We start from the raw sequence: 21,123 nt of genomic DNA, 5'->3' as shown, positions 1-21,123 counted from the left end.
GCACTTGGAGCACATTGTGGCGACACCCCTGACCGCGTACGCCTTCGCCCGCGCCATGCGCGGCGAGGGCGTACGCCTCGCGGAACACACCGACAAGCTGAACTGGCAGACCCACAACCGCAATCACAAGGGCCCCTGGGGCCCGGTCAACGGCGTGATGCTGCACCACACCGCGGGCCGCGACAGCCTCACCCTGTGCCGCGACGGCACCGCCGCCCTGCCGGGCCCGCTGTGCATCGGCCTCGTCGCCAAGGACGGCACCGTGCACCTGGTCGGCTACGGCCGCACCAACCACGCGGGCGCCGGTTCGTCCGCCGTGTTCGATGCCGTACGGGCCGAGCGCCCATTCCCCGGCCCGCCTGGACCGGACGCCGTCGACGGCAACACCCACTTCTACGGCTTCGAGATCGAGAACCTCGGCAACGGCCACGACCCCTACCCGGCGGCCCAGCTCGCCGCCGTGGAACGGCTTTCGGCCGCCCTGTGCCGCGCCCACGGCTGGTCGGCGGCGAGCGTCATCGGGCACAAGGAATGGACGCGGCGGAAGATCGACCCGTCGTTCTCGATGCCAGGGATGCGGATGCGGATCGAGGCGCGGCTCGGGGTGCGGCCCGTGCCGCCCGCTGCCCCGTCGTACGCGCCGTTCCCGGGTGCCGGCTTCTTCGTCCCGGGCCGCCGCAGCGACCTCGTCACCGCGGTCGGCCGGCGGCTCGTCGCGGAGGGCTGCGGGCGCTACCGCGTCGGACCCGGGCCCGTGTGGGGCGAGGCCGACGTCCTGTCGTACGCCGCCTGGCAGCGCAGGCTCGGATACGTGGGGGCCGCGGCGGACGGGGTTCCGGGGCGCGCGAGCTGGGACCGGCTCGGCGTACCCCGCGTCTGAGGCCCGAACCCGGAAAGGAGACGCCCATGAGCGACGGCACTGTCGCCGTCGAACTGGAGCGGCTGCGCCGCAGCGTCGACGTCGGATTCGCCACCACGCGCGGCGACCTGGCGCTGCTGCTGCAACGCGCCGACCAGACCGACAAGACGCTCGGCGAGCACGAGGAACGCCTGGACGCCCTGGAGCGCACCCGCTGGCCGCTGCCGTCGCTCGCGGCCCTGACGTCCTGCGCGGCGCTGGCCGTGGCGGTCTGGGAGGCGGCGGGGCGCCACTGATCACGCGAGTGATCACACGAAGGGGCCGGGAGGTTTTCATCTCCCGGCCCCTTCACGCATATACAGCTGCACCTACGGCGACGTCTACTGCTCCGGCGCCCGCTTGGGCCGCCACACCACCAGCGCGCCAGCCTGCTGCACTTCCTGGTACGGCACCAGGTCCCTGCGATACGAGGCATGTACCGCCGCCTCGCGTTGCTGCATCGCCCTCCACCGCCGAGGACAGTTCCGCCACCCGGGCCTGCAGCGCCGCGACCTGGTTCTCCAGTTCGATCCGCGGGGAAATGACCCGTGCACACCACGGAGGGCCGCCACCTGTTCCTGGGTGGCGGCCCTCCGTCATGCGTATCCGCGCCTATTCCTTGGGCCTCTTCGGCCGCCACACCACCAGCGCGCTCGCCTGCTGCACATCCGTGTACGGCACCAGATCGCGCCGGTACGACGCACGCACCTGCGCCTCGCGCTGCTGCATCGCCGCCGCAGCGCCGTCCACCGCCGCGGAGAGTTCGGCGACGCGCTGCTGGAGCGCGGCCACCTGGTTCTCCAGTTCGATGATGCGCTTGATGCCCGCCAGGTTGATGCCCTCGTCCTGCGACAGTTGCTGCACCGTGCGCAGCAGCTCGATGTCGCGGGCCGAGTAGCGCCTGCCGCGGCCGGCCGTGCGGTCCGGGGAGACCAGGCCGAGGCGGTCGTACTGGCGCAGTGTCTGCGGATGCAGGCCCGAGAGCTGGGCCGCGATCGAGATCACGTACACCGGTGAGTCATCGGTCAGTTCGTACGGATTACGTCGTCGGCCGTCCACCTCATGCTCCCTTCGCGGCCTGGAACAGCTCCGCCCGCGGGTCCTCCCCCGCGGTCGCCTTCCGGTAGGCCTCCAGCGCGTCCTGGGCGTCGGGGGTGAGGTCCGTGGGGACCGCCACCTCGACGGTGACCAGGAGGTCGCCCCGGGTGCCGTCCTTGCGTACGGCACCCTTGCCGCGGGCGCGCATCGTCCGCCCATTGGGGGTGCCGGCCGGAAGTTTCAGGGTGACAGGCGGTCCGCCGAGCGTCGGGACCTTCACCTCGCCGCCGAGCGCCGCCTCCACGAAGGTGACGGGCACGGTGACCGTGAGGTTGTCGCCCTTGCGGCCGAAGACGGGGTGGGCGTCGACATGGACGACGACGTACAGGTCGCCGGCCGGTCCGCCGCGCTCGCCCGGTGCGCCCTTGCCGCGCAGCCGGATCCGCTGGCTGTCGGAGACGCCCGCCGGGATCCTGACCTGCATGGTGCGCGACGAACGTGCCCGCCCGCTGCCCTTGCAGACGTCGCACGGGTCCTGGGCGATGAGGCCCCGGCCCTTGCAGTCCACGCAGGGATCGGTGAGCGAGAAGCCGCCGCCGCTGCCGCGCGACACCTGTCCGGTGCCGACACAGGTCGGACAGACCCTCGGGGTGCCGTTCTTGTCGCCGGTGCCCGAACACGCCTTGCAGGGCGCCTGGCTGGACATCCGGAGCGGGACCGTGGCCCCGTCGACCGCCTCGGTGAAGCTGAGCGTCACCTCGGACTCGATGTCCTGCCCGCGGCGCGGCTGCACGCGTGTCCCCGTACCGCCGCCCCGGTTGAACAGCCCGCCGAAGACATCGCCCAGACCGCCGCCGCCGCCGAAGCCGCCGGGGCCGCCGGGACCTCCGCCCTGCGTGCCTCCGAAGAGGTCGCCCAGGTCGAAGTTGAAGTTGCCTCCCGCGCCGCCGGGACCGGCCCGGAAGCCGCCGTTGCCGAAGAGGGCGCGTGCCTCGTCGTACTCCTTGCGCTTCTTGGCGTCGCCGAGGATGTCATTGGCCTCGGAGATCTCCTTGAAGCGCTCCTCCGCCTTGTTGTCGCCCTTGTTCGCGTCCGGGTGGAACTCGCGGGCGAGCTTCCGGTACGACTTCTTGATCTCGGCTTCGGTGGCGTCCTTGGGGACGCCGAGGACCTTGTAGTAGTCCTTCTCGACGAAGTCCTTCGTGCTCATCGACGTCCCTCCTTCCGGACGATCGGCCGGGCGACCGGCCCGCAGGCCGGTCGCCGAACCGGGCGGTGGGCCCCGCGGTGGTCGGACGAAATGTCAGACCTCCTCGGTGCCACCGCTCTCCTCGTCGTCTGTCTTCTCTTCCTTTGCCGCCGCCGGGGTCGCGCCCGGCTGCGGCTCGGCCACCGCCACCCGCGCGGGGCGGATGGTGCGCTCGCCGATGCGATACCCCGGCTGCAGGATCGCCACGCAGGTCGTCTCGGTGACGTCCGGCGCGTACGAGTGCATCAGGGCTTCGTGGATCGTCGGGTCGAAGGGCTCACCCTCCTTGCCGAACTGCTGCAGGCCCAGCTTGGCGACGACCGTCTCCAGCGATTCGGCCACCGACTTGAACCCGCCCACGAGCTCGCCGTGATCCCTGGCGCGGCCGACGTCGTCGAGCACGGGCAGGAGCTCGCTCAGGAGACCCGCAACGGCGATCTCCTTGACCGTGACCCGGTCCCGCTCCACGCGGCGGCGGTAGTTCTGGTACTCGGCCTGGAGCCGCTGGAGGTCGCCGGTGCGCTCGGTGAGCGCACTGCGTGCCTGGTCCAGCTGTGCCGTCAGACCAGCAGTCTGGTTCACGTCCCCGGCCGGGGCCGCCTCCTCCTCCGTGGAGGAGGAGGCAGCCTTCGGATCGGCGTCGTCAGGGGTGGCGCCGGAGGGAACGTCGGGCTTCTCCTCGAAGCCCGGAGTCTCCTCGGTCACGCCGCACCGCCCTTGGCGTCCTTCTCGTCGTCCACAATCTCGGCGTCGACGACATCGTCATCGGCCCTGGCCTGCTCGGCGCCCGGCTGGCCTTCGGCCTGCGGGCCGCCCTCGGCCTGCGCGTTGGCGTACATCGCCTGGCCCAGCTTCTGGGAGACGGCCGCGACCTTCTCGGTGGCGGTACGGATCTCGGCGGTGTCCTCGCCCTTGAGCTTCTCCTTCAGCTCGGTGAGCGCGGTCTCCACCTCCGTCTTCACGTCGCCGGGAACCTTGTCCTCGTTGTCCTTGAGGAACTTCTCCGTCTGGTAGACGAGCTGCTCGCCCTGGTTGCGGGACTCGGCGGCCTCGCGGCGGCGGTGGTCCTCCTCCGCGTACTGCTCGGCCTCCTCACGCATCCGGTTGACCTCGTCCTTCGGCAGCGAGGAGCCGCCGGTGACGGTCATCTTCTGCTCCTTGCCGGTGCCGAGGTCCTTGGCGGCGACGTGCATGATGCCGTTGGCGTCGATGTCGAACGCGACCTCGATCTGCGGGACACCACGCGGGGCCGGCGGCAGACCGGTCAGCTCGAACATGCCGAGCTTCTTGTTGTACGCCGCGATCTCGCGCTCGCCCTGGTAGACCTGGATCTGGACGGACGGCTGGTTGTCCTCGGCCGTCGTGAAGATCTCGGACCGCTTGGTCGGGATCGTCGTGTTGCGCTCGATGAGCTTCGTCATGATGCCGCCCTTGGTCTCGATACCGAGAGACAGCGGGGTGACATCGAGCAGCAGGACGTCCTTGACCTCGCCCTTGAGGACACCGGCCTGGAGCGAGGCTCCGATGGCGACGACCTCGTCCGGGTTCACGCCCTTGTTGGCCTCCTGGCCACCGGTGAGCTCCTTGACGAGCTCGGCGACGGCCGGCATACGGGTCGAGCCACCGACGAGAACGACGTGGTCGATCTCGGAGAGCTGGATGCCCGCGTCCTTGATGACGTTGTGGAACGGGTTCTTGCAGCGCTCCAGGAGGTCCGCGGTGAGCTGCTGGAACTGGGCGCGCGTGAGCTTCTCGTCCAGGTGCAGCGGGCCCTCGGCGGACGCCGTGATGTACGGCAGGTTGATCGTGGTCTCCGTCGAGGAGGACAGCTCGATCTTCGCCTTCTCCGCGGCTTCGCGGAGACGCTGGAGAGCCATCTTGTCCTTGGACAGGTCCACACCGTGACCGTTGGCGAACTGCTTCACCAGGTAGTCGACGACGCGCTGGTCCCAGTCGTCACCACCGAGGTGGTTGTCACCGTTGGTGGCCTTCACCTCGACGACGCCGTCACCGATCTCCAGGAGGGACACGTCGAAGGTGCCGCCACCGAGGTCGAAGACGAGGATCGTCTGGTCGTCCTTGTCGAGCCCGTACGCCAGCGCGGCGGCGGTCGGCTCGTTGACGATACGCAGGACGTTCAGGCCCGCGATCTCGCCGGCCTCCTTCGTCGCCTGACGCTCGGAGTCGTTGAAGTACGCCGGAACGGTGATCACCGCGTCGGTGACCTTCTCGCCCAGGTACGCCTCGGCGTCGCGCTTCAGCTTCTGCAGGATGAAGGCGCTCATCTGCTGCGGGTTGAAGCTCTTGCCGTCGAGGTCGATCTTCCAGTCGGTGCCCATGTGGCGCTTGACCGACCGGATGGTCCTGTCGACGTTGGTCACCGCCTGGCGCTTGGCGACCTCGCCCACCAGAACCTCGCCGTTCTTCGCGAAGGCGACGACGGACGGCGTGGTCCTGGCGCCTTCGGCGTTGGTGATGACGGTGGGCTCGCCGCCTTCGAGAACGCTGACGACGGAGTTAGTCGTGCCCAGGTCGATGCCGACCGCACGTGCCATTTCAATTCCTCCAACTGACTACTTGAGTGGATCTGGCTCAAGGATGCACGAGAGGCGCCTCGGAGTCAACAGACCTTAGTCGGGTCGACTCAACTATCGTGCACACATCCCGCGCCACCTGCACTTCATCGGACGACACCGGCCCGCCAGGCGGGCCGCATACCCGGTCCATCATCGTCACGTGGGATCGTTCTGTTACAAAATGGCGAGAGCAGTACAAAACAGGCACTCGATCCGTCCGAGCCAGGCAGGTGTGAACGATGCGGATGCGCACGCGGATGCGGATGCGGTCACACGCGCGGCCCGGACCGAGGTCGCACATGACAGCCAAGCGCGCACTGGATCTCGTCCTCGGCTCAGCCCTGCTGGCCCTGACCGCTCCGCTGCTCGCCGCCGCAGCCCTCACCCTCGCCGTACAGCGTCCCGCGGGCTGCGTACTGACCCGCTCCACCCGGATCGGACTGGCCGGCCACCCCTTCGCCCTGCGCTCCCTGGGCACCCGTCGGCTGCGCCTGGACGCGCTGTCCCGGCTGCCCCACGTCGTACGGGGAGATCTCTCGCTCGTCGGACCGGAACCGCTCACCCCTGGCCACGAGCGGGCGGACACCCCGAACGAGGCCGGTGCCCGACACTGGCGGCAGGAACTGAGACCCGGCCTCACCGGCCTGGCCCAGGTCCGCTCCCGCTCCACCATGCCCTGGGACGAACCCGCCCTGCTCGACCAGCACTACGCCGAGCACCACTGGCTGGGACTCGACCTGGCCATCCTCGCGGAAGCCGTATACGCCCCACTCCGCGCCGCCCTCCGCGGGCTCATCCACCGCGGGAAGGCGCACCTGAGCGACACAGATCACCGGCGGCGCGGCTACAGCGCGGCGGAATAAGTGGATAGTGTCAGCACAGACTGATTAAGTTACTGCTTAGTACGTGCTGGATCCCACCCTCGCAGGCCCGAGGAGCCCCCAAATGCAACTCGCCGCGATCATCGTGTCGCTGGTTCTGACCGTGGTCGGCGTTGCGCTCTTTTTCCGAGCCTTCGCGCAGATCTACCGGTTCGTCAAGCTCGGACAGCCGGTACCGGCGGGCAGCCGAACGGACAACCCCAAGGCCCGGACGATCACCCTGGTCAGGGAGTTCCTCGGCCACAGCCGGATGAACCGGTGGGGCATCGTCGGCTTCGCCCACTGGTTCGTCGCCATCGGCTTCCTGACGCTGCCGCCGACGCTGGCCCAGGCATACGGCCAGCTCTTCCGGGCCGACTACACCCTCCCCGTCCTCGGCGGATTCCTGCCGTTCGAGATGTACACCGAGTTCATCGGCCTGATGACGACGGTGGGCATCGCTGTCCTGATGGTGATCCGGCTGCTCTCGCTCCCCTCCCGGGCCGGCCGCAAGTCGCGCTTCGCGGGCTCCAAGGCCTGGCAGGCGTACTTCGTCGAGTACGTCATCCTCACCATCGGCCTGGCGATCCTGACCCTGCGCGGTCTCGAGGGCGCGATCCACCACGTCGAGAGCTACGAGGCGGCGTACTTCGTCTCGTACCCGCTGGTGCTCGCCTTCAAGGGCCTGAGCGTCACCACGTTGCAGAACCTCATCTACTTCACCGCGATGGTCAAGATCAGCGTCTCGCTGATCTGGATGATCACGGTCTCGCTGAACACCAACATGGGTGTCGCCTGGCACCGCTTCCTCGGCTTCCCGAACATCTGGTTCAAGCGCAACGCGACCGGTGAGAGCGCGCTGGGCGCCCTGCAGCCGATGATCTCCGGCGGCAAGCCGATCGACTTCGAGGACCCGGGCGAGGACGACGTCTTCGGCGTCTCCCAGGTCGAGCAGTTCTCCTGGAAGGGCATCCTCGACTTCTCCACGTGCACCGAGTGCGGTCGCTGCCAGTCGCAGTGCCCCGCCTGGAACACGGGCAAGCCGCTGTCGCCGAAGCTCCTGATCATGTCGCTGCGCGACCATGCGCACGCCAAGGCCCCGTACCTGCTCGCCGGTGGCGGCAAGGACATGGAGGGCAACGAGAAGGCGACCGAGGAGCAGCTGAAGGACGTACCGGCGGCCGCTCTCGCGGAGGCCGAGCGCCCGCTGATCGGCACCGTCGAAGAGAACGGCGTCATCGACCCGGACGTGCTCTGGTCCTGCACCACCTGCGGTGCGTGCGTGGAGCAGTGCCCGGTCGACATCGAGCACATCGACCACATCGTCGACATGCGCCGCTACCAGGTCATGATCGAGTCCGCGTTCCCGTCCGAGGCGGGCACGATGCTCAAGAACCTGGAGAAGAAGGGCAACCCCTGGGGGCTGGCCAAGAAGCAGCGCGTCGAGTGGACGAAGGAAGTCGACTTCGAGGTCCCGATCGTCGGCAAGGACGTCGAGGACCTGTCGGAGATCGACTACCTCTACTGGGTCGGCTGCGCGGGCGCTCTCGAGGACCGCGCCAAGAAGACCACCAAGGCCTTCGCGGAGCTGCTCCACATCGCGGGCGTGAAGTTCGCGATCATGGGCGGCGACGAGAAGTGCACGGGTGACTCGGCCCGCCGCCTGGGCAACGAGCCGCTGTTCCAGCAGCTCGGCCAGGAGAACGTCGCGATGCTGAACATGGCGTTCGGTGAGGACGACGACGATGAGGCGACGAAGAAGCCGAAGTCGTCGAAGAAGATCGTCGCGACCTGCCCGCACTGCTTCAACACCATCGCGAACGAGTACCCGCAGCTCGGCGGCGAGTACGAGGTCATCCACCACACGCAGCTGCTCCAGCACCTCATCGACGAGGGCAAGCTGATCCCGGTGACGCCGGTCGAGGGTCTGATCACGTACCACGACCCCTGCTACCTGGGCCGTCACAACAAGATCTACACGCCCCCGCGCGAGATCATCGCGAAGGTGCCGGGTCTGCGGAACGAGGAGATGCACCGCCACAAGGAGCGCGGCTTCTGCTGTGGCGCCGGTGGTGCCCGGATGTGGATGGAGGAGCGGATCGGCAAGCGCATCAACAACGAGCGCGTCGAGGAAGCCCTCTCCCTCAACCCGGACATCGTCTCCACCGCCTGTCCGTTCTGCCTCGTCATGCTGACCGACTCGGTCAACGGCAAGAAGAACGACGGCCAGGCCAAGGAGTCGATCCAGGTGGTCGACGTCTCGCAGCTGCTGCTGGACTCGGTGAAGACCCCGTCGGACCCGGCCGGCGAGCCGGAGGCGGCAGACGCTCCGGAGCCCGAGCCGGTGAAGTAGCCGGTCTCAGCGGTACAGAAGCGGTCGGACCTGCCTCGGGGGCAGGACCGGCCGCTTCTGCTGTTGGGCGGGCCGACGCCTGCCCCGAACCGGTCCTGTTTCCCGTACCACAGGCCCGGGTTCCGCGCCCACCGGCCGGCCCCCCAGGGTCCCCCTAGGGGATGTCACAGCTCGGCCGCAAAGGGGGCCTGGTTCCCCGGCTCTCCCACCGCACACACGCGGACCAGGTACGTTCGATGACGTGGCTGGATTCAGGATCGGACGCGGCCGGGACAACCGCACCCCTCGACAAGGGCAACAACAACCGCAGCAGCAGCCGTACGGCACGCAGGCCCCACCGCCGCCGTACGGACAGCAGCCATGGCCCCCGGCGGGAGGCACCGGCGCCCCGTACGGAGCCCGGCGCCCCGGGGGGCACCAGGGCTACAGCGGCGCACACGGCGAACCCGAATACTTCGGCGACTCGTACCACCAGCCCCACCAGGGCGACCCGTACGCCAACAACCCGGGTCACACCCAGGCGTTCAGCATCAACGAGGACCCGTACAGCGGCGGCAACACCTACCGCGCCGGCCAGGCACCCGCCCAGCCCGCCGGCCCCCGCCTGCACTGGCAGCAACTGCTGAGCGGCATCGTGCTGCGCCCCGGACCGACGTTCTGGCAGATGCGCGACTACCCCGTCTGGGGCCCGGCCCTCATCGTCACGTTCCTCTACGGCCTGCTGGCGCTCTTCGGCTTCGACCAGGCCCGCGACGACGCCATCCACGCAACGATCTCCACCGCCGTCCCATACGTCCTCCTCACGGGCTTCGGCTTCGTCATCGGCGGTCTGGTCCTCGGCGCGGTCACCCACACCCTCGCCCGCCAGCTCGGCGGCGACGGCGCCTGGCAGCCGACCGTGGGCCTCTCCATGCTGATCATGTCGATCACGGACGCCCCACGGCTGATCTTCGCGCTCTTCCTCGGCGGCGAGAACTCCCTGGTCCAGATACTCGGCTGGATGACCTGGCTGGCATCGGCCGCACTGTTCACCTCCATGGTGAGCAAGTCGCACGACCTGCCGTGGCCGAAGGCGCTGGGTGCGTCCGCGATCCAGCTCATCGCGCTGCTGTCGATCATCAAGCTGGGCACGATCTGACGACCGCGTCCCACGACCGTGCAAGGACCCCCGGCACATGGCACCGGGGGTCCTTTGCTGTCACGGACCGGACCTGACCGGACTCAGGCGTCGAGAACCTGCCCGCGGAGTGGCCGGTGACGACGATCAACCGGCGAGGGGGCGCGGATGCGAGCCCATCGCCCTCGGCGTGCGACGAGCCGACGTGCGGCGCACCCTATGAGGACGGAAGCCTCGAGAATCCTCGTACCTTTCCGGGTTCTTCGTAGCGCGTTGCCGCTCTGCCCCCTGGGCCGTCGGCCCCGCATGGGGTGAGCGCACGCATGCCGACCGGCCAGGCGCCTGAGTCACCGCGGCACAGCCCTGGCGAAGGAGGGTTTGTGAACGGGTGCTTCCGGTCTTCATGGCACCTGCGCAGCGGTGGAGGCCGAGGCCGCTCCGGTCCCCGCCGGCGGCGGGGAGCAGTCCGCGACGGTGGCGAGGGCCGGGACGCGCGGCGCTCACCGTGACCGGAGAGAAGGGCTGATCGGTGATGGCGGACGAGAGAGCCGAACGCATCGCGGAGTTCATCGGGCCGCTGCGGGTGAAACCGGGCTCGAAGGTGAACCTGGGCCGGGACTTCGATCCTCGCTACAAGGCCGGCCTGAGGAAACGCGACGGGATCGAGCTGCTGCGGACCGGGGTGTCCCTGCTGGCGGAGTACCAGGAACGGCTGGCCGCCCAGGACACGTACGGCGTACTGCTCTGTCTCCAGGCGCTCGACGCCGGGGGCAAGGACGGGACGATCCGCCACGTCATGAGCGGCGTCAACCCCCAGGGCGTGCGGGTCAGCAGTTTCAAGGTGCCCTCCACCGAGGAACTCGACCACGACTACCTGTGGCGTTACGCCTGTCGGCTGCCCGCGCGCGGAGAGATCGCCATCTTCAACCGCTCGCACTACGAGGAGGTCCTCGTCGTGCGGGTGCACCCCGAGAACCTCGTCCGGCAGAAGCTGCCGGACGACGCCGGCGGGCCGGGGGTATGGGGCCGCCGCTACCGGGAGATCAACAACTGGGAGCGCTACCTCACGGACAACGGGTTCAAGGTGGTGAAGATCTTCCTGAACCTCTCCAAGGAGGAGCAGCGCATCCGCTTCATGAAGCGGATCGACCTGCCGGAGAAGAACTGGAAGTTCTCCGCAGCCGACGTCAGGGAGCGGCGCCGGTGGGACGACTACCAGCACGCGTTCTCCGAGATGCTGTCGGCGACGAGTACGAAGTGGGCGCCCTGGTACGTCGTGCCGGCGGACCGGAAGTGGTTCGCGCGGATATGCGCGGCGGCGGTGCTCGCGCACACCCTGATGGACATCGATCCCCAGTACCCCGACGTGGGGGAACAGGCCCGGAAGGATCTGCTCGCGGCCAAGCGGGAGCTGGAGCAGGAGGCCCCCGCGGGGGCCCCGGCCGACCCGTACGCCTCCCGGCATCCGACGGCTGCCCGGGCCGCGGACGGAAGCGACACCCTGGCGGCCGGCGGGCGCGCGTCCGGCACCGGTCGGCCGACGAAGAAGAAGCGCGGCTAGGGCGTGTTTCGAAAGTCCCGCCTGCCAGGCCGGACCACATCGGAGGCACAACGATGACGGTGCAGTCAGACGCCGGGGGAGAGCGGCCCGGGGCATCGGAGGACGGCTGGTACGCGCGTTCTCCCGAGGAGGTCCTGGACGCGCTCGGGGTGGATCCGGAGGTCGGCCTCTCCGCGGCACGGGCCACCGAACTCGTCGCCGTTCACGGCCCGAACGCACTGCCCGAGGAGAAGCGGACTCCGGCCTGGCTCCGGTTCCTCAGGCAGTACCGCAGCTACATGCAGCTCGTCCTCGTGGCCGCGGCGGTCGTCTCGCTGCTCATCAGGGAGTGGAGCACCGCGATCCTGCTGTGCGTGCTGACGCTCCTCAACGCGGTCGTGGGCCTGCGCCAGGAGGGCAAGGCCGAGAGCGCGATGAACGCGCTGAAGTCGATGATGAAGGCGACGGCCCGGGTGCGCAGGGACGGGACGGAGTCGGAGATCCCCGCCGAACGGCTCGTCGTCGGCGACATCGTGCTCATCGCCGCAGGCGACCAGGTGCCGGCGGACGGACGCATCATCGAGGCCAACGCCCTGCAGATCGACGAGTCGGCGCTCACCGGCGAGAGCGTTCCCGCCGCGAAGGACGCCGGAACGCTGCCGGCCGGCCGGCCGGGACCGGGTGACCAGACCGACATGGCGTTCATGAACACCCCGGTCACCCACGGGAGTGGCGTACTCGTCGTCACCGCGACCGGCGCCGGCACCGAGCTCGGCAGGATCTCCGGGATGCTGTCGGCCACCGAGAGGGAGGAGCCGCCGCTCACCAAGGAACTCAACACACTCACGCTGTGGATCACGGGGGCAGCGGGCCTGACCATGATCGTGATGTTCGCCCTGGGCCGTGAGCGGGGAGAGGCCTGGGACGTGCTGTTCGTCAGCGCGGTCTCGCTGGCCATCGCCGCCATCCCCGAAGCTCTGCCGACCGTGACCCAGGCGATTCTGTCCGTCGGCAGCCTCAGCCTGGCCAGGCGGAACGCCATCGTGAAGGAACTACCGTCGGTCGAGACCCTGGCGTTCACCTCGGCGATCAACTCGGACAAGACCGGCACTCTGACGATGAACCAGATGACTGTCGTCGAAGTGGTGAGTCCCACCGACCGGTACACCGTCTCGGGCACGGGCTACGGACTCGAGGGGAAGATCCACCATGCCGCGGGTTCCTCCGCGGGCATCGAGGACGCGATCCTGCCGTACGTGGTGGCCGGCGACGCGAAGCTGGTGGACGGCCAGGTGGTGGGCGATCCCACCGAGGGCGCGCTGCTGGTGCTCGCGCACAAGGCCGGGCTGGACATCGACGCCACGAGAGACGGCCTTCCCCGGCTCGCGACCCTGCCGTTCGACCCCGGCTACAAGCTGATGGCCACCTTCAACTCGGCGGTCGACGCCACTGGGCGGCAGGTGGTCCGATGCTTCGTCAAGGGCGCGGCCCCGGCGGTGATGGCGCGGGCCGGCACCGCACTCGCGGCGGGCAGAACCATCCCCTGGGACGCCGAACTGCTCCGGCGCGCCGAGGCGCGGACCGAACGCATGGGCGGCGAGGGGCGCCGGGTGATGGCCGCGGCCACCCGCGATCTGGACCCGGACGGCTTCGATCCGGACGGCGACCTGCTCGCGTACGTCACCGAGCTGCGGATGACCAGTCTCGTCGGCATGGTCGATCCTCCCCGTGCGGAGTCCAGGGCCGCTGTGGCCGATGCCCAGGCGGCGCACATCCGGGTCCGCATGGTGACCGGCGACGACGTCACCACCGGGGCGGCGATCGCCCGGCAGCTCGGCATCCCCGGCGAGGCCGTCCTCGGCGCCGAGTTCGCCGCCCTGACCGAGGACGAGCAGCTCGCCCGCATCGACGGCATCGGTGTGGTGGGACGGGTCGCGCCGGAGCACAAGGTGCTGCTCGCCAACACGCTGAAGAAGCAGGGTGATGTCGTGGCGATGACCGGAGACGGCGTCAACGACGCGCCCGCCATCAAGGCCGCCGACATCGGTATCGCCATGGGCAGCGGCACGGACGTGGCGAAGAGCGCCGGACGCATGATCCTCTCCGACGACAACTTCGCCACCATCGTCTACGCCGTGGAGCAGGGCCGGAAGATCTACGACAATCTCACCAAGTACATCCGGTTCGTGCTCCTGCTGCTCGTCACCTTCGTCCTGACGTTCCTCGGGGCCACCGTCTTCAACATCGCCGCCGGCGAACCCTTCACGCCGCCGCAGGTCCTGTGGATCCACTTCGTCGTCAACGCGTCCTTCGGCTTCGCGCTCGGCTTCGACCAGGAGAGCGCCGGGCTCATGCGACGCAGGCCGCGTCCGCGCGGGGAGTCGGTGCTCACACGGCCCGTCCTGGTCACGGTCGGGCTCGGCGGACTGGCGATCACCGTCGTGCTGCTCGGACTGATCAAGCTCGGTGTGGCCCACTTCGACAGCGTCGAGACCGGTCAGTCGATCGCGTTCACCGCCTTCGCGCTCTGTCTGATCGTGGCCGCCTTCGAATGCCGCAGCGAGACGGACTCGGTACTGACGGCGTCCACCTTCGACAGCAAGCAGATGAACTGGGTGGCACTGGCCCAGTTCGTGCTCGCGGTGCTGGTGACCCAGGTGGACGGCTTCCGCCACATCCTCGGGACGACCGAGATCAACGCGCGGCAGTTCGGCTGGGCACTGCTGGCCGCGGTCGCGCTCCTGGTCCTGTGGGAACTGGGCAAGTTCCTCGCTCGCCGGTCGAGGGTCACCGGGAACGGTGACGGCGACAAGCACCCGGCCGACGGGACCTCTGGCCAGGACGCTTCGGCTGCCGTGCGACCGGCAGCCGGACGGCCGGAGCGGGGCCAGGGTGTCGGCACCTGTCCTCGGGCCATGCGTGAGCGGGCCGCGAACGCGCCGGACGATCAGGCATCCGGCACGTAACAGCCACGCAGAGGTTCACCGGGTTTACATTCTGTGCCCAGCGCTCACGAGGAGCTGACCGCCGCCGCGGCAGTTACAGCGCCTCCTTGGACGGCGTGACGGGCTCGCCCGGCTTACGTACCGGCGGCAGGACGCTCCACGGGAAATTGATCCAGCGATCGGTCTTCTTCCACACGTACTCACACTTCACGAGCGAGTGCGGCTTCTCGTAGATGACCGCGCTGCGCACCTCGGCGACGTGCTCGATACAGAAGTCGCGCACCAGCTTCAGTGTCTTGCCGGTGTCCGCCACGTCATCGGCGATCAGGACCTTCTTGTTCGAGAAATCGATGGCGTTGGGAACGGGCGCCAGCATCACCGGCATTTCCAACGTGGTGCCCACGCCGGTATAGAACTCGACATTCACCAGATGAATGTTCTTGCAGTCCAGCGCGTACGCCAGCCCGCCGGCGACGAAGACCCCACCCCGCGCGATGCTCAGCACCACATCCGGCTCGTAGTCATCGTCGGCCACGGCCTGCGCCAGCTCACGCACGGCATGACCGAACCCGTCGTACGTCAGATTCTCTCGTGCGTCAGTCATGGTCCGGCCTCACACCTGGGTCCGGTGGAAATTCATGAACGAACGCGAAGCCGTCGGCCCGCGCTGCCCCTGGTAGCGCGAACCGTACCGCTCGGAGCCGTACGGGAACTCCGACGGCGAACTCAGCCGGAACATGCACAGCTGGCCGATCTTCATGCCCGGCCACAGCTTGATCGGCAGCGTCGCAAGATTCGACAGCTCCAGCGTCACATGCCCGGAGAACCCGGGATCGATGAACCCGGCCGTGGAATGCGTCACGAGCCCGAGCCGCCCGAGCGAACTCTTGCCCTCCAGCCGCGACGCAAGATCGTCGGGCAGCGAAATGACCTCGTACGTCGAGGCAAGCACGAACTCGCCGGGGTGGAGGATGAACGCCTCATCCCCGTCCGGCTCGACCGTACGCGTCAGGTCCGCCTGCTCGACGGCTGGGTCGATATGCGGATAACGGTGGTTCTCGAACACCCGGAAGTAGCGGTCGAGCCGCACGTCGATGCTCGATGGCTGCACCATCGACGGGTCGTACGGATCAATGCGGACCCGCCCGGCGTCGATCTCGGCCCGGATGTCCTTGTCTGAGAGAAGCACGCCCCCGAGGATACGCAGAACGCGCGAGACCGCCCCAACCGGACTGTCCCGCGCACTCCGTCATGATCGCCTGCCGCCGCTCCTGCCGCCGGCTTCTACCGCCGCTCGAACTCCACCGGAACTGCCTGCCGCAACCGGGCACATCGCGGACAACGGATAAGCCGCCCGGGACCGATCCGACGGGCCCCGAGCTGCTGCATCGGGAACGAAGCGGTAGCGAAAATGTGCCCTTCGGCACAGCGGACGACGGTGCGCTCCATGGAGTCCATCAAGCCCCTTCCCCAACAACCCTTGGACGAGAACGCCACATTAGGGGATGAACAGGACGCCACTCCAGGCGGCACTCCGACTGCGTACGCTACGCCCTCAACTCCCGCCCACAGCAACCGCATCCGCCCCTGGCGAATGACGTAAAGACCCCCGGTTCGTACACCGGGGGCCTGCCATGGGGTAGAGTGTGGGACGATGCATCGCTGATCATTCAGTGCGCTTCGCGGGTGTAGTTTAATGGTAGAACATGAGCTTCCCAAGCTCAGAGCGCGAGTTCGATTCTCGTCACCCGCTCCATGCAAAAGCCCCAGGCCAACGGCCCGGGGCTTCTTTGTTGTCTAGACCACATGAGGCCCGTTCCGTGCCCGATGCCTGATCGTCGGGCACAATCGCAGCCCTCTCCCGCTCGGCGCGGACTCGGGTGTCGATCCCGTCGGCCACCTCCCGCTGACGCTCCAGGTTCAAGGCCCGCGCACGGCGCGGGCGCGCGCCGCCTTTGCGGCGCGGCCTGCCTCCTGTCTGCGCCCCGCCTGGCCGCGTCCGGCGGCGCGCTGCGTGCATGCGGGCAAGGGCGGGACGTCATCGGCGGGCACAAGATGATGCCTCCGGCGGGGGATCGGCCGGCACCGGGATGGAGGGGCGCCGTTCCCGTCCGCGGGCTCATTGTGGCGAGCGTTGGGGGCTCCCATCCCGTCCGCCATCGCCCCAGGCAGAGCCGAGCAGACGCGGCCCATGGCGTCCAGGTCGTTCGTACAGTGGTGGGTCAAGGCAGGACGGATGGAATCGCAGCGAGTGGGCGCGCGACCCCAAGGGCTAGCAGTTCGGTACGCAACAGCGACGTCGAGTGCCGTACAGGCGCCCGCGGTTCCACCTTCGGGTTCGCGTGACGGCGGTGTCGCCACCGTGGTGCGAACCCCGACCCTGCAGGGTTCGAGCGGCTCCACAGGGCGATCTTCAGGAAAAGAGATCCCGGGGCTTCCTGACCCGCCGCGCCAAATGAGGAGGGCACGCAGGCCGACGGGGATGGCGTACACGCTGGATCCCCCGATGCCACGGGACGACATCATCACGCTCCGCACACTTAATACTTCCATCAATGATAGTATCTTGAATGGGAGTATCAAGACTGCGCCGTGGAAATGGACTGCCGTGAACGGATTCGTCGGGCGCCGCACCGAACTCGCCCTTCTGGACGACTTGTTGGGACCAGTGAAGACCGGCGGGCGCACCGGACGGCCCGGACGGGCCGTGCTGATCCGCGGGCGCCGCCGGGTGGGCAAGTCCCGCCTGGTGGAGGAGTTCCTGGAGCAGGCCGGGCTGCCGCATGTGTTCTTCACCGCCGTCGGCGGCTCCCGCGAGGAGGATCTGGCGGGCTTCGCCGCCGAGGTGGCGGCCTCCCGGCTTCCCGACGCGGCGCGGTTCGGTGATTTCGCCGCCCCACTGACCTGGGACGCCGCGCTGACCATGCTCGCTTCCGCGCTGCCCACCGACTCTCCCAGCGTGGTGGTCCTCGACGAGATGCCCTACCTCGTACGCGAGGACCCGAGCTTCGAGGGCGCGCTGCAGAAGGCGTTCGACCGGGCGTTGTCGAAGCTGCCCGTTCTGCTCATCCTCATCGGCTCCGACATCGCCATGATGGAACAGCTCAACACCTACGGGCGGCCCTTCTACCAGCGGGGCACCGAGATGGTCGTGCCGCCGTTGAATCCGGCAGAGGTCGCCTCGATGCTCGATCTACCGGCCGCCGACGCCTTCGACGCCTACCTGATCTCCGGCGGGCTCCCGCTCATCCTGGAGGAATGGCCGCAGGGCGCCGGGCTGTGGGAGTACCTCGAACTCGCCTTGCGCAGACCGACATCCGCGCTGCTGGTCAGTGGCGAGCGAACCCTGGCTGCCGAGTTTCCCACCGAGGCGCAGGCTCGCACCGTCCTGGGCGCCATCGGCCACGGCGAGCGCACCTTCACCACGATCGGCAGAGCCGCCGGCGGCCTCAACCCCAGCTCGGTATCCCGCTCACTGGAGCTCCTCACCTCTCGCCGCATGGTCGCCGCCGAACTACCCCTCTCCACCAAACCCAGCCGTGAGACCCGCTATCGCATCGACGACCCGTACCTGCGCTTCTGGCTCTCCTTCATCGGCCCCGGCATCCCGACGGTCGAACGCGGCCGTGGTGACCTCGTCCTCGACACCATCCGTGCCGGCTGGACGTCCTGGCGGGGCAGGGCCATCGAGCCCGTCATCCGCGAAGCCTTGTGGCGGCTGGGCGCCGACGAAGGTCGACTGCCCGCCGGCACCCATGCGATCGGCGGCTACTGGACCCGCACCAACGACCCGGAGATCGACATCGTCGGCGCCGATCGCTCCCCCATCGCCAAGAAGATCACCCTCGTGGGTTCGGTCAAGTGGCTGGAGAAGAAGCCCTTCGACAACCGCGACCTCGCCCGTCTCATCACCCACCGCTCCCAGCTTCCCGGCGCCGACGACGCCACCCCCTTGCTCGCCGTCACCCGCAGCGGCTGCACCGCCGACGGCGTCCACACCCTCACACCCGAGGACCTCCATGACACCTGGTCCTGAATCTGTGACCGCCCGTGCCACCACGTGCCAGTCGGAGCGGTAGGCAACGGTCAGCATCGGCCCCCAGCGGGGGCCGAGGATTCCGCGCATGGTCGTGTCTTCCCAGGTCGGTCCGGAGGAAGCCCGGCAGCACGACGACATGCTTGCCGGCCTCCGACTTGCTGCCGTCCGGTGCGCTCCTGCCCGTGGTCAGCTCGGGCGCGGCCATCCGGACGCGGACGGTCATGGTGTCCAGATCATCCTTGCGGCGCAGTGGAGGCGCTCATTGTTGGCACTCTCTGGGGTCGTTCACATCTGTCTGCTGGTGCCGGGGGTCCGGGTCTGGATGTCAGTGCGGGCGAGCCTCACTCACCGCACGGGGAAGCCGAAGGAGTAGCCCTGCTGCTTCAGCCAGGGCAGCACCTCGCGCAGAGCGGCCACGGTCTGGGAGCGGTCCCCTCCCGCGTCGTGGAAGAGGACGGTCGGCCCGTCGGAGATCTCGCTCTTGACGGTGGCGACCATGGTGTCCACGCCGGGACGCTCGAAGTCTTTGGAGTCGACGTTCCAGCCCAGCGGCCGCATCCCCCGGGACGCGGCAAGCTGTCGGCTGTACGGGGTGAAAGCACCGCCCGGGGCCCGGTAATACTGCGGCCGGACGCCCCCGGACGCCTTGGTGATCATGCGTTCGGCATCCAGGATCTGCTGGGACTGGTAGGCCTCGGACTTGGTGTCCATGGTGGTGTCGTGCGAGACGGTGTGGTTGCACAGCCGGTGCCCGTCTGCCACGACCTCTTTGACCAGGTCCGGGTGTGCCTGGGCCTGCGTGCCCACCATGCAGAACGTAGCCTTCACACCGCTGTCCTTCAGCAGTTGCAATACCTGCGGCGTCCAGACCGGGTCCGGTCCGTCGTCGATGGTGATGTTGACGCCCCGGGCGCCGCGGTCCGAGGCGTGCGCAATGTCCGCCGCCACCTTGGCCACGGTCCGGTCCTGAGGCCGGGCGTCCGGCGCTGAGACATGCGCTTGCGGCTGCCGCCCTCCGGCGGTGTCGGCCTGCGCGGTCCACACCGAGGTGGCAGCGGCCGCCGCTGTCACCCCGAGCGCTGCCGCGAGAAGCCGGCCGTGCCATCCCCTTCCCTTGCGCCTTGCCATGTCCGCCCACCCCTTTGCTGCCTCCGCCGATGCCGTGCACCCATGAAGACACACGAACGCCCCCGCGAGGTCCCTCAGTTACCGATCACGGACGAATCTGCAGGGGGCCGGCGACAAACACAGGACTTCCGCGACAGATGAGGGGGCGCAACGGCACGCCACCATGGCCGAAGTAGCCCTTCGCCAGCCCAAACCGGTCGCACTGCTGACGTCCGACAGCGACGACATGACCAAACTCTGCGGCAGCCACGTTCGAGTCATCCCCCTCTGACTCACTAGTCCCCTTGGAGTAGTTGCGCCTCAATGCCTTCTCATCGGGGCGGCCCATGGCATGCGTTCTTGGTGAATGTCACTGCACCGCCGACGCTCGTGCCCCATCCGTGCCCAGCCGAGTGGTCAACAGCGGTGAACAGAGGTGCCGAGACACCGCGCCGGGGGCGCGTCCACAGCTGCGTATCACCAGCTCAGAACACACTCGACCACCGTCAGCACCAGTGATTCCCCAGCTCAGAGCGCGAGTTCGATTCTCGTCACCCGCTCTTGAGAGAAGGCCCAGGTCTCTGACCTGGGCCTTCTTCGTTGTCCAGGCCTCTCGGAGCCCACAGGCCATTCGCGTGCCACAAGTGCCCTGACGGCGCGCCAGATTTAACCCGCCCCGTTCGCCGACGTCTCGGCGGTCGAGAAGATCCGGTCCAGATGGTGACGAAGTACCGCGATGGCCGACTCCGGACTCCGCTGGCCCACAAGAATGCTGGTGCCCATGGTCGCCGTCATGGCGAGCAGGCTGATCGCCTCCGTGCGCGCGGCGATACCGGGACCGGTCAGGCCTGACGCCTGGGCCTGTTCGAGCAGCCCGGTCAGGGCGTTCTCTGCGGCGTCGGGGTTGCTGATGAAGGGCTGGGCGGCCAGCGCCTCGTCGGTCACGGACAGGATCGAGTAGGAGCTGTAGAGGAGGTGGAAGGTGCGCCCCTCGTCGTCGGTCGGCAGGGAGGCCAGCAGCAGCGCCTCGATCGTCGCGCGCGGGCCCGGGTTCGTACCGGCGGCGCGGAGGCGGGCACCCACCCGTGCGGTGAAGCGGTCGGTCAGGTGCTGGAGACCGTAGAAGAGCAGTTTCTCTTTGGTCTCGAAGTAGTACTGCACGAGCCGGAGTGACACGCCGGCCTCTGCGGCCACGTCGCGCATGCCGACGGCGTGCAGCCCTCGCCGCCCCGCGACCTGGATGAGCGCCTCGGCGATCTGGGCTCGCCGTTCCTCGTGGTCCACGCGCTTTGGCATGTGCCGTGTCTCCGCCCGTCGGTCGCGTTCGCGGTCCGGCCCGGCCGAACCTCTTCATGGTACCGCCGTACCACTATCATGGTACGGTCGTATCACGAAGAACGG

Annotated in this window: 16 protein-coding genes, 1 tRNA gene and 2 pseudogenes; 10 read left to right on the top strand and 9 right to left on the bottom strand. The window is 68.6% G+C overall.

Annotated features, from left to right (window positions below):
• The first annotated feature begins 16 nt into the window (after positions 1 to 16).
• A complete protein-coding gene (locus AB0N06_RS15720; protein WP_366135235.1) occupies positions 17 to 880 on the top strand; it encodes a peptidoglycan-binding protein in 864 nt (287 codons plus the stop codon).
• Between the two features lie 26 nt (positions 881 to 906).
• Entirely contained in the window at positions 907 to 1,155 is a 249-nt protein-coding gene (locus AB0N06_RS15715) for a hypothetical protein (protein WP_366135234.1), read from the top strand.
• A gap of 84 nt (positions 1,156 to 1,239) precedes the next feature.
• Here the strand turns inward: AB0N06_RS15715 and AB0N06_RS15710 are convergent.
• The 5 genes and pseudogenes from AB0N06_RS15710 to dnaK all read right to left on the bottom strand — a co-directional run.
• A pseudogene (locus tag AB0N06_RS15710) lies at positions 1,240 to 1,429 on the bottom strand (heat-shock protein HspR); the annotation flags it as partial.
• Between the two features lie 81 nt (positions 1,430 to 1,510).
• Positions 1,511 to 1,957, bottom strand: coding sequence for a helix-turn-helix domain-containing protein (locus AB0N06_RS15705; protein ID WP_366135233.1), 447 nt, complete (start codon positions 1,955 to 1,957; stop codon positions 1,511 to 1,513).
• Between the two features lies 1 nt (position 1,958).
• A complete protein-coding gene (gene dnaJ / locus AB0N06_RS15700; protein ID WP_366135232.1) occupies positions 1,959 to 3,146 on the bottom strand; it encodes a molecular chaperone DnaJ in 1,188 nt (395 codons plus the stop codon).
• 93 nt (positions 3,147 to 3,239) lie between these two features.
• Entirely contained in the window at positions 3,240 to 3,890 is a 651-nt protein-coding gene (gene grpE / locus AB0N06_RS15695) for a nucleotide exchange factor GrpE (RefSeq protein ID WP_366135231.1), read from the bottom strand.
• The gene (gene dnaK / locus AB0N06_RS15690; RefSeq protein WP_366135230.1) at positions 3,887 to 5,740 is read right to left on the bottom strand and encodes a molecular chaperone DnaK; all 1,854 of its coding nucleotides are present in this window, start codon (positions 5,738 to 5,740) and stop codon (positions 3,887 to 3,889) included. The genes grpE and dnaK overlap by 4 nt, the downstream gene beginning before the upstream one ends.
• A gap of 278 nt (positions 5,741 to 6,018) precedes the next feature.
• Here dnaK and AB0N06_RS15685 point away from each other — a divergent pair, with 278 nt between their 5' ends.
• From AB0N06_RS15685 to AB0N06_RS15665, 5 genes are all read left to right on the top strand, one after another.
• Positions 6,019 to 6,624: a sugar transferase gene (locus AB0N06_RS15685; protein ID WP_366135267.1), complete on the top strand. Its 606-nt coding sequence runs from the start codon at positions 6,019 to 6,021 to the stop codon at positions 6,622 to 6,624.
• Between the two features lie 82 nt (positions 6,625 to 6,706).
• Positions 6,707 to 8,974 carry a (Fe-S)-binding protein gene (locus AB0N06_RS15680; protein ID WP_366135229.1) on the top strand — a complete coding sequence of 756 codons (2,268 nt, stop codon included), beginning with the start codon at positions 6,707 to 6,709 and terminating at the stop codon, positions 8,972 to 8,974.
• 241 nt (positions 8,975 to 9,215) lie between these two features.
• Positions 9,216 to 10,112: a Yip1 family protein gene (locus AB0N06_RS15675; RefSeq protein WP_366135228.1), complete on the top strand. Its 897-nt coding sequence runs from the start codon at positions 9,216 to 9,218 to the stop codon at positions 10,110 to 10,112.
• 511 nt (positions 10,113 to 10,623) lie between these two features.
• Positions 10,624 to 11,652, top strand: coding sequence for a polyphosphate kinase 2 family protein (locus AB0N06_RS15670; protein WP_366135227.1), 1,029 nt, complete (start codon positions 10,624 to 10,626; stop codon positions 11,650 to 11,652).
• A gap of 53 nt (positions 11,653 to 11,705) precedes the next feature.
• Entirely contained in the window at positions 11,706 to 14,597 is a 2,892-nt protein-coding gene (locus tag AB0N06_RS15665) for an HAD-IC family P-type ATPase (RefSeq protein ID WP_366135226.1), read from the top strand.
• A 73-nt stretch (positions 14,598 to 14,670) separates the two neighbouring features.
• On the opposite strand, the gene AB0N06_RS15660 is transcribed toward AB0N06_RS15665, so the two are convergent.
• Both AB0N06_RS15660 and dcd read right to left on the bottom strand, forming a co-directional pair.
• Positions 14,671 to 15,180 (bottom strand): phosphoribosyltransferase, encoded by a 510-nt coding sequence (locus AB0N06_RS15660; RefSeq protein WP_366135225.1) that lies wholly within the window; start codon positions 15,178 to 15,180, stop codon positions 14,671 to 14,673.
• A gap of 9 nt (positions 15,181 to 15,189) precedes the next feature.
• Positions 15,190 to 15,765: a dCTP deaminase gene (gene dcd, locus AB0N06_RS15655; protein ID WP_037695496.1), complete on the bottom strand. Its 576-nt coding sequence runs from the start codon at positions 15,763 to 15,765 to the stop codon at positions 15,190 to 15,192.
• 493 nt (positions 15,766 to 16,258) lie between these two features.
• On the opposite strand from dcd, the gene AB0N06_RS15650 reads away from it, so the two are divergent.
• Together AB0N06_RS15650 and AB0N06_RS15645 are read left to right on the top strand one after the other, a co-directional pair.
• Positions 16,259 to 16,332, top strand: a tRNA-Gly gene (locus AB0N06_RS15650).
• An 852-nt stretch (positions 16,333 to 17,184) separates the two neighbouring features.
• Complete coding sequence (locus AB0N06_RS15645; RefSeq protein WP_366135224.1) at positions 17,185 to 18,612, top strand: DUF234 domain-containing protein; 1,428 nt, start codon at positions 17,185 to 17,187, stop codon at positions 18,610 to 18,612.
• Between the two features lie 348 nt (positions 18,613 to 18,960).
• Here the strand turns inward: AB0N06_RS15645 and AB0N06_RS15640 are convergent, their stop codons facing one another.
• Positions 18,961 to 19,743, bottom strand: coding sequence for a polysaccharide deacetylase family protein (locus AB0N06_RS15640; protein WP_366135223.1), 783 nt, complete (start codon positions 19,741 to 19,743; stop codon positions 18,961 to 18,963).
• Between the two features lie 157 nt (positions 19,744 to 19,900).
• Here AB0N06_RS15640 and AB0N06_RS15635 point away from each other — a divergent pair.
• Positions 19,901 to 20,014: pseudogene (locus AB0N06_RS15635) on the top strand (DNA-binding protein); the annotation flags it as partial.
• A gap of 374 nt (positions 20,015 to 20,388) precedes the next feature.
• Here AB0N06_RS15635 and AB0N06_RS15630 read toward each other — a convergent pair.
• Entirely contained in the window at positions 20,389 to 21,018 is a 630-nt protein-coding gene (locus tag AB0N06_RS15630) for a TetR/AcrR family transcriptional regulator (protein ID WP_366135222.1), read from the bottom strand.
• Positions 21,019 to 21,123 lie beyond the last annotated feature (105 nt).

The organism is Streptomyces sp. NPDC051020 (genome assembly GCF_040683105.1).
Taxonomy (GTDB): domain Bacteria; phylum Actinomycetota; class Actinomycetes; order Streptomycetales; family Streptomycetaceae; genus Streptomyces.
This window is presented reverse-complemented; position numbering and strand designations above follow the sequence as displayed.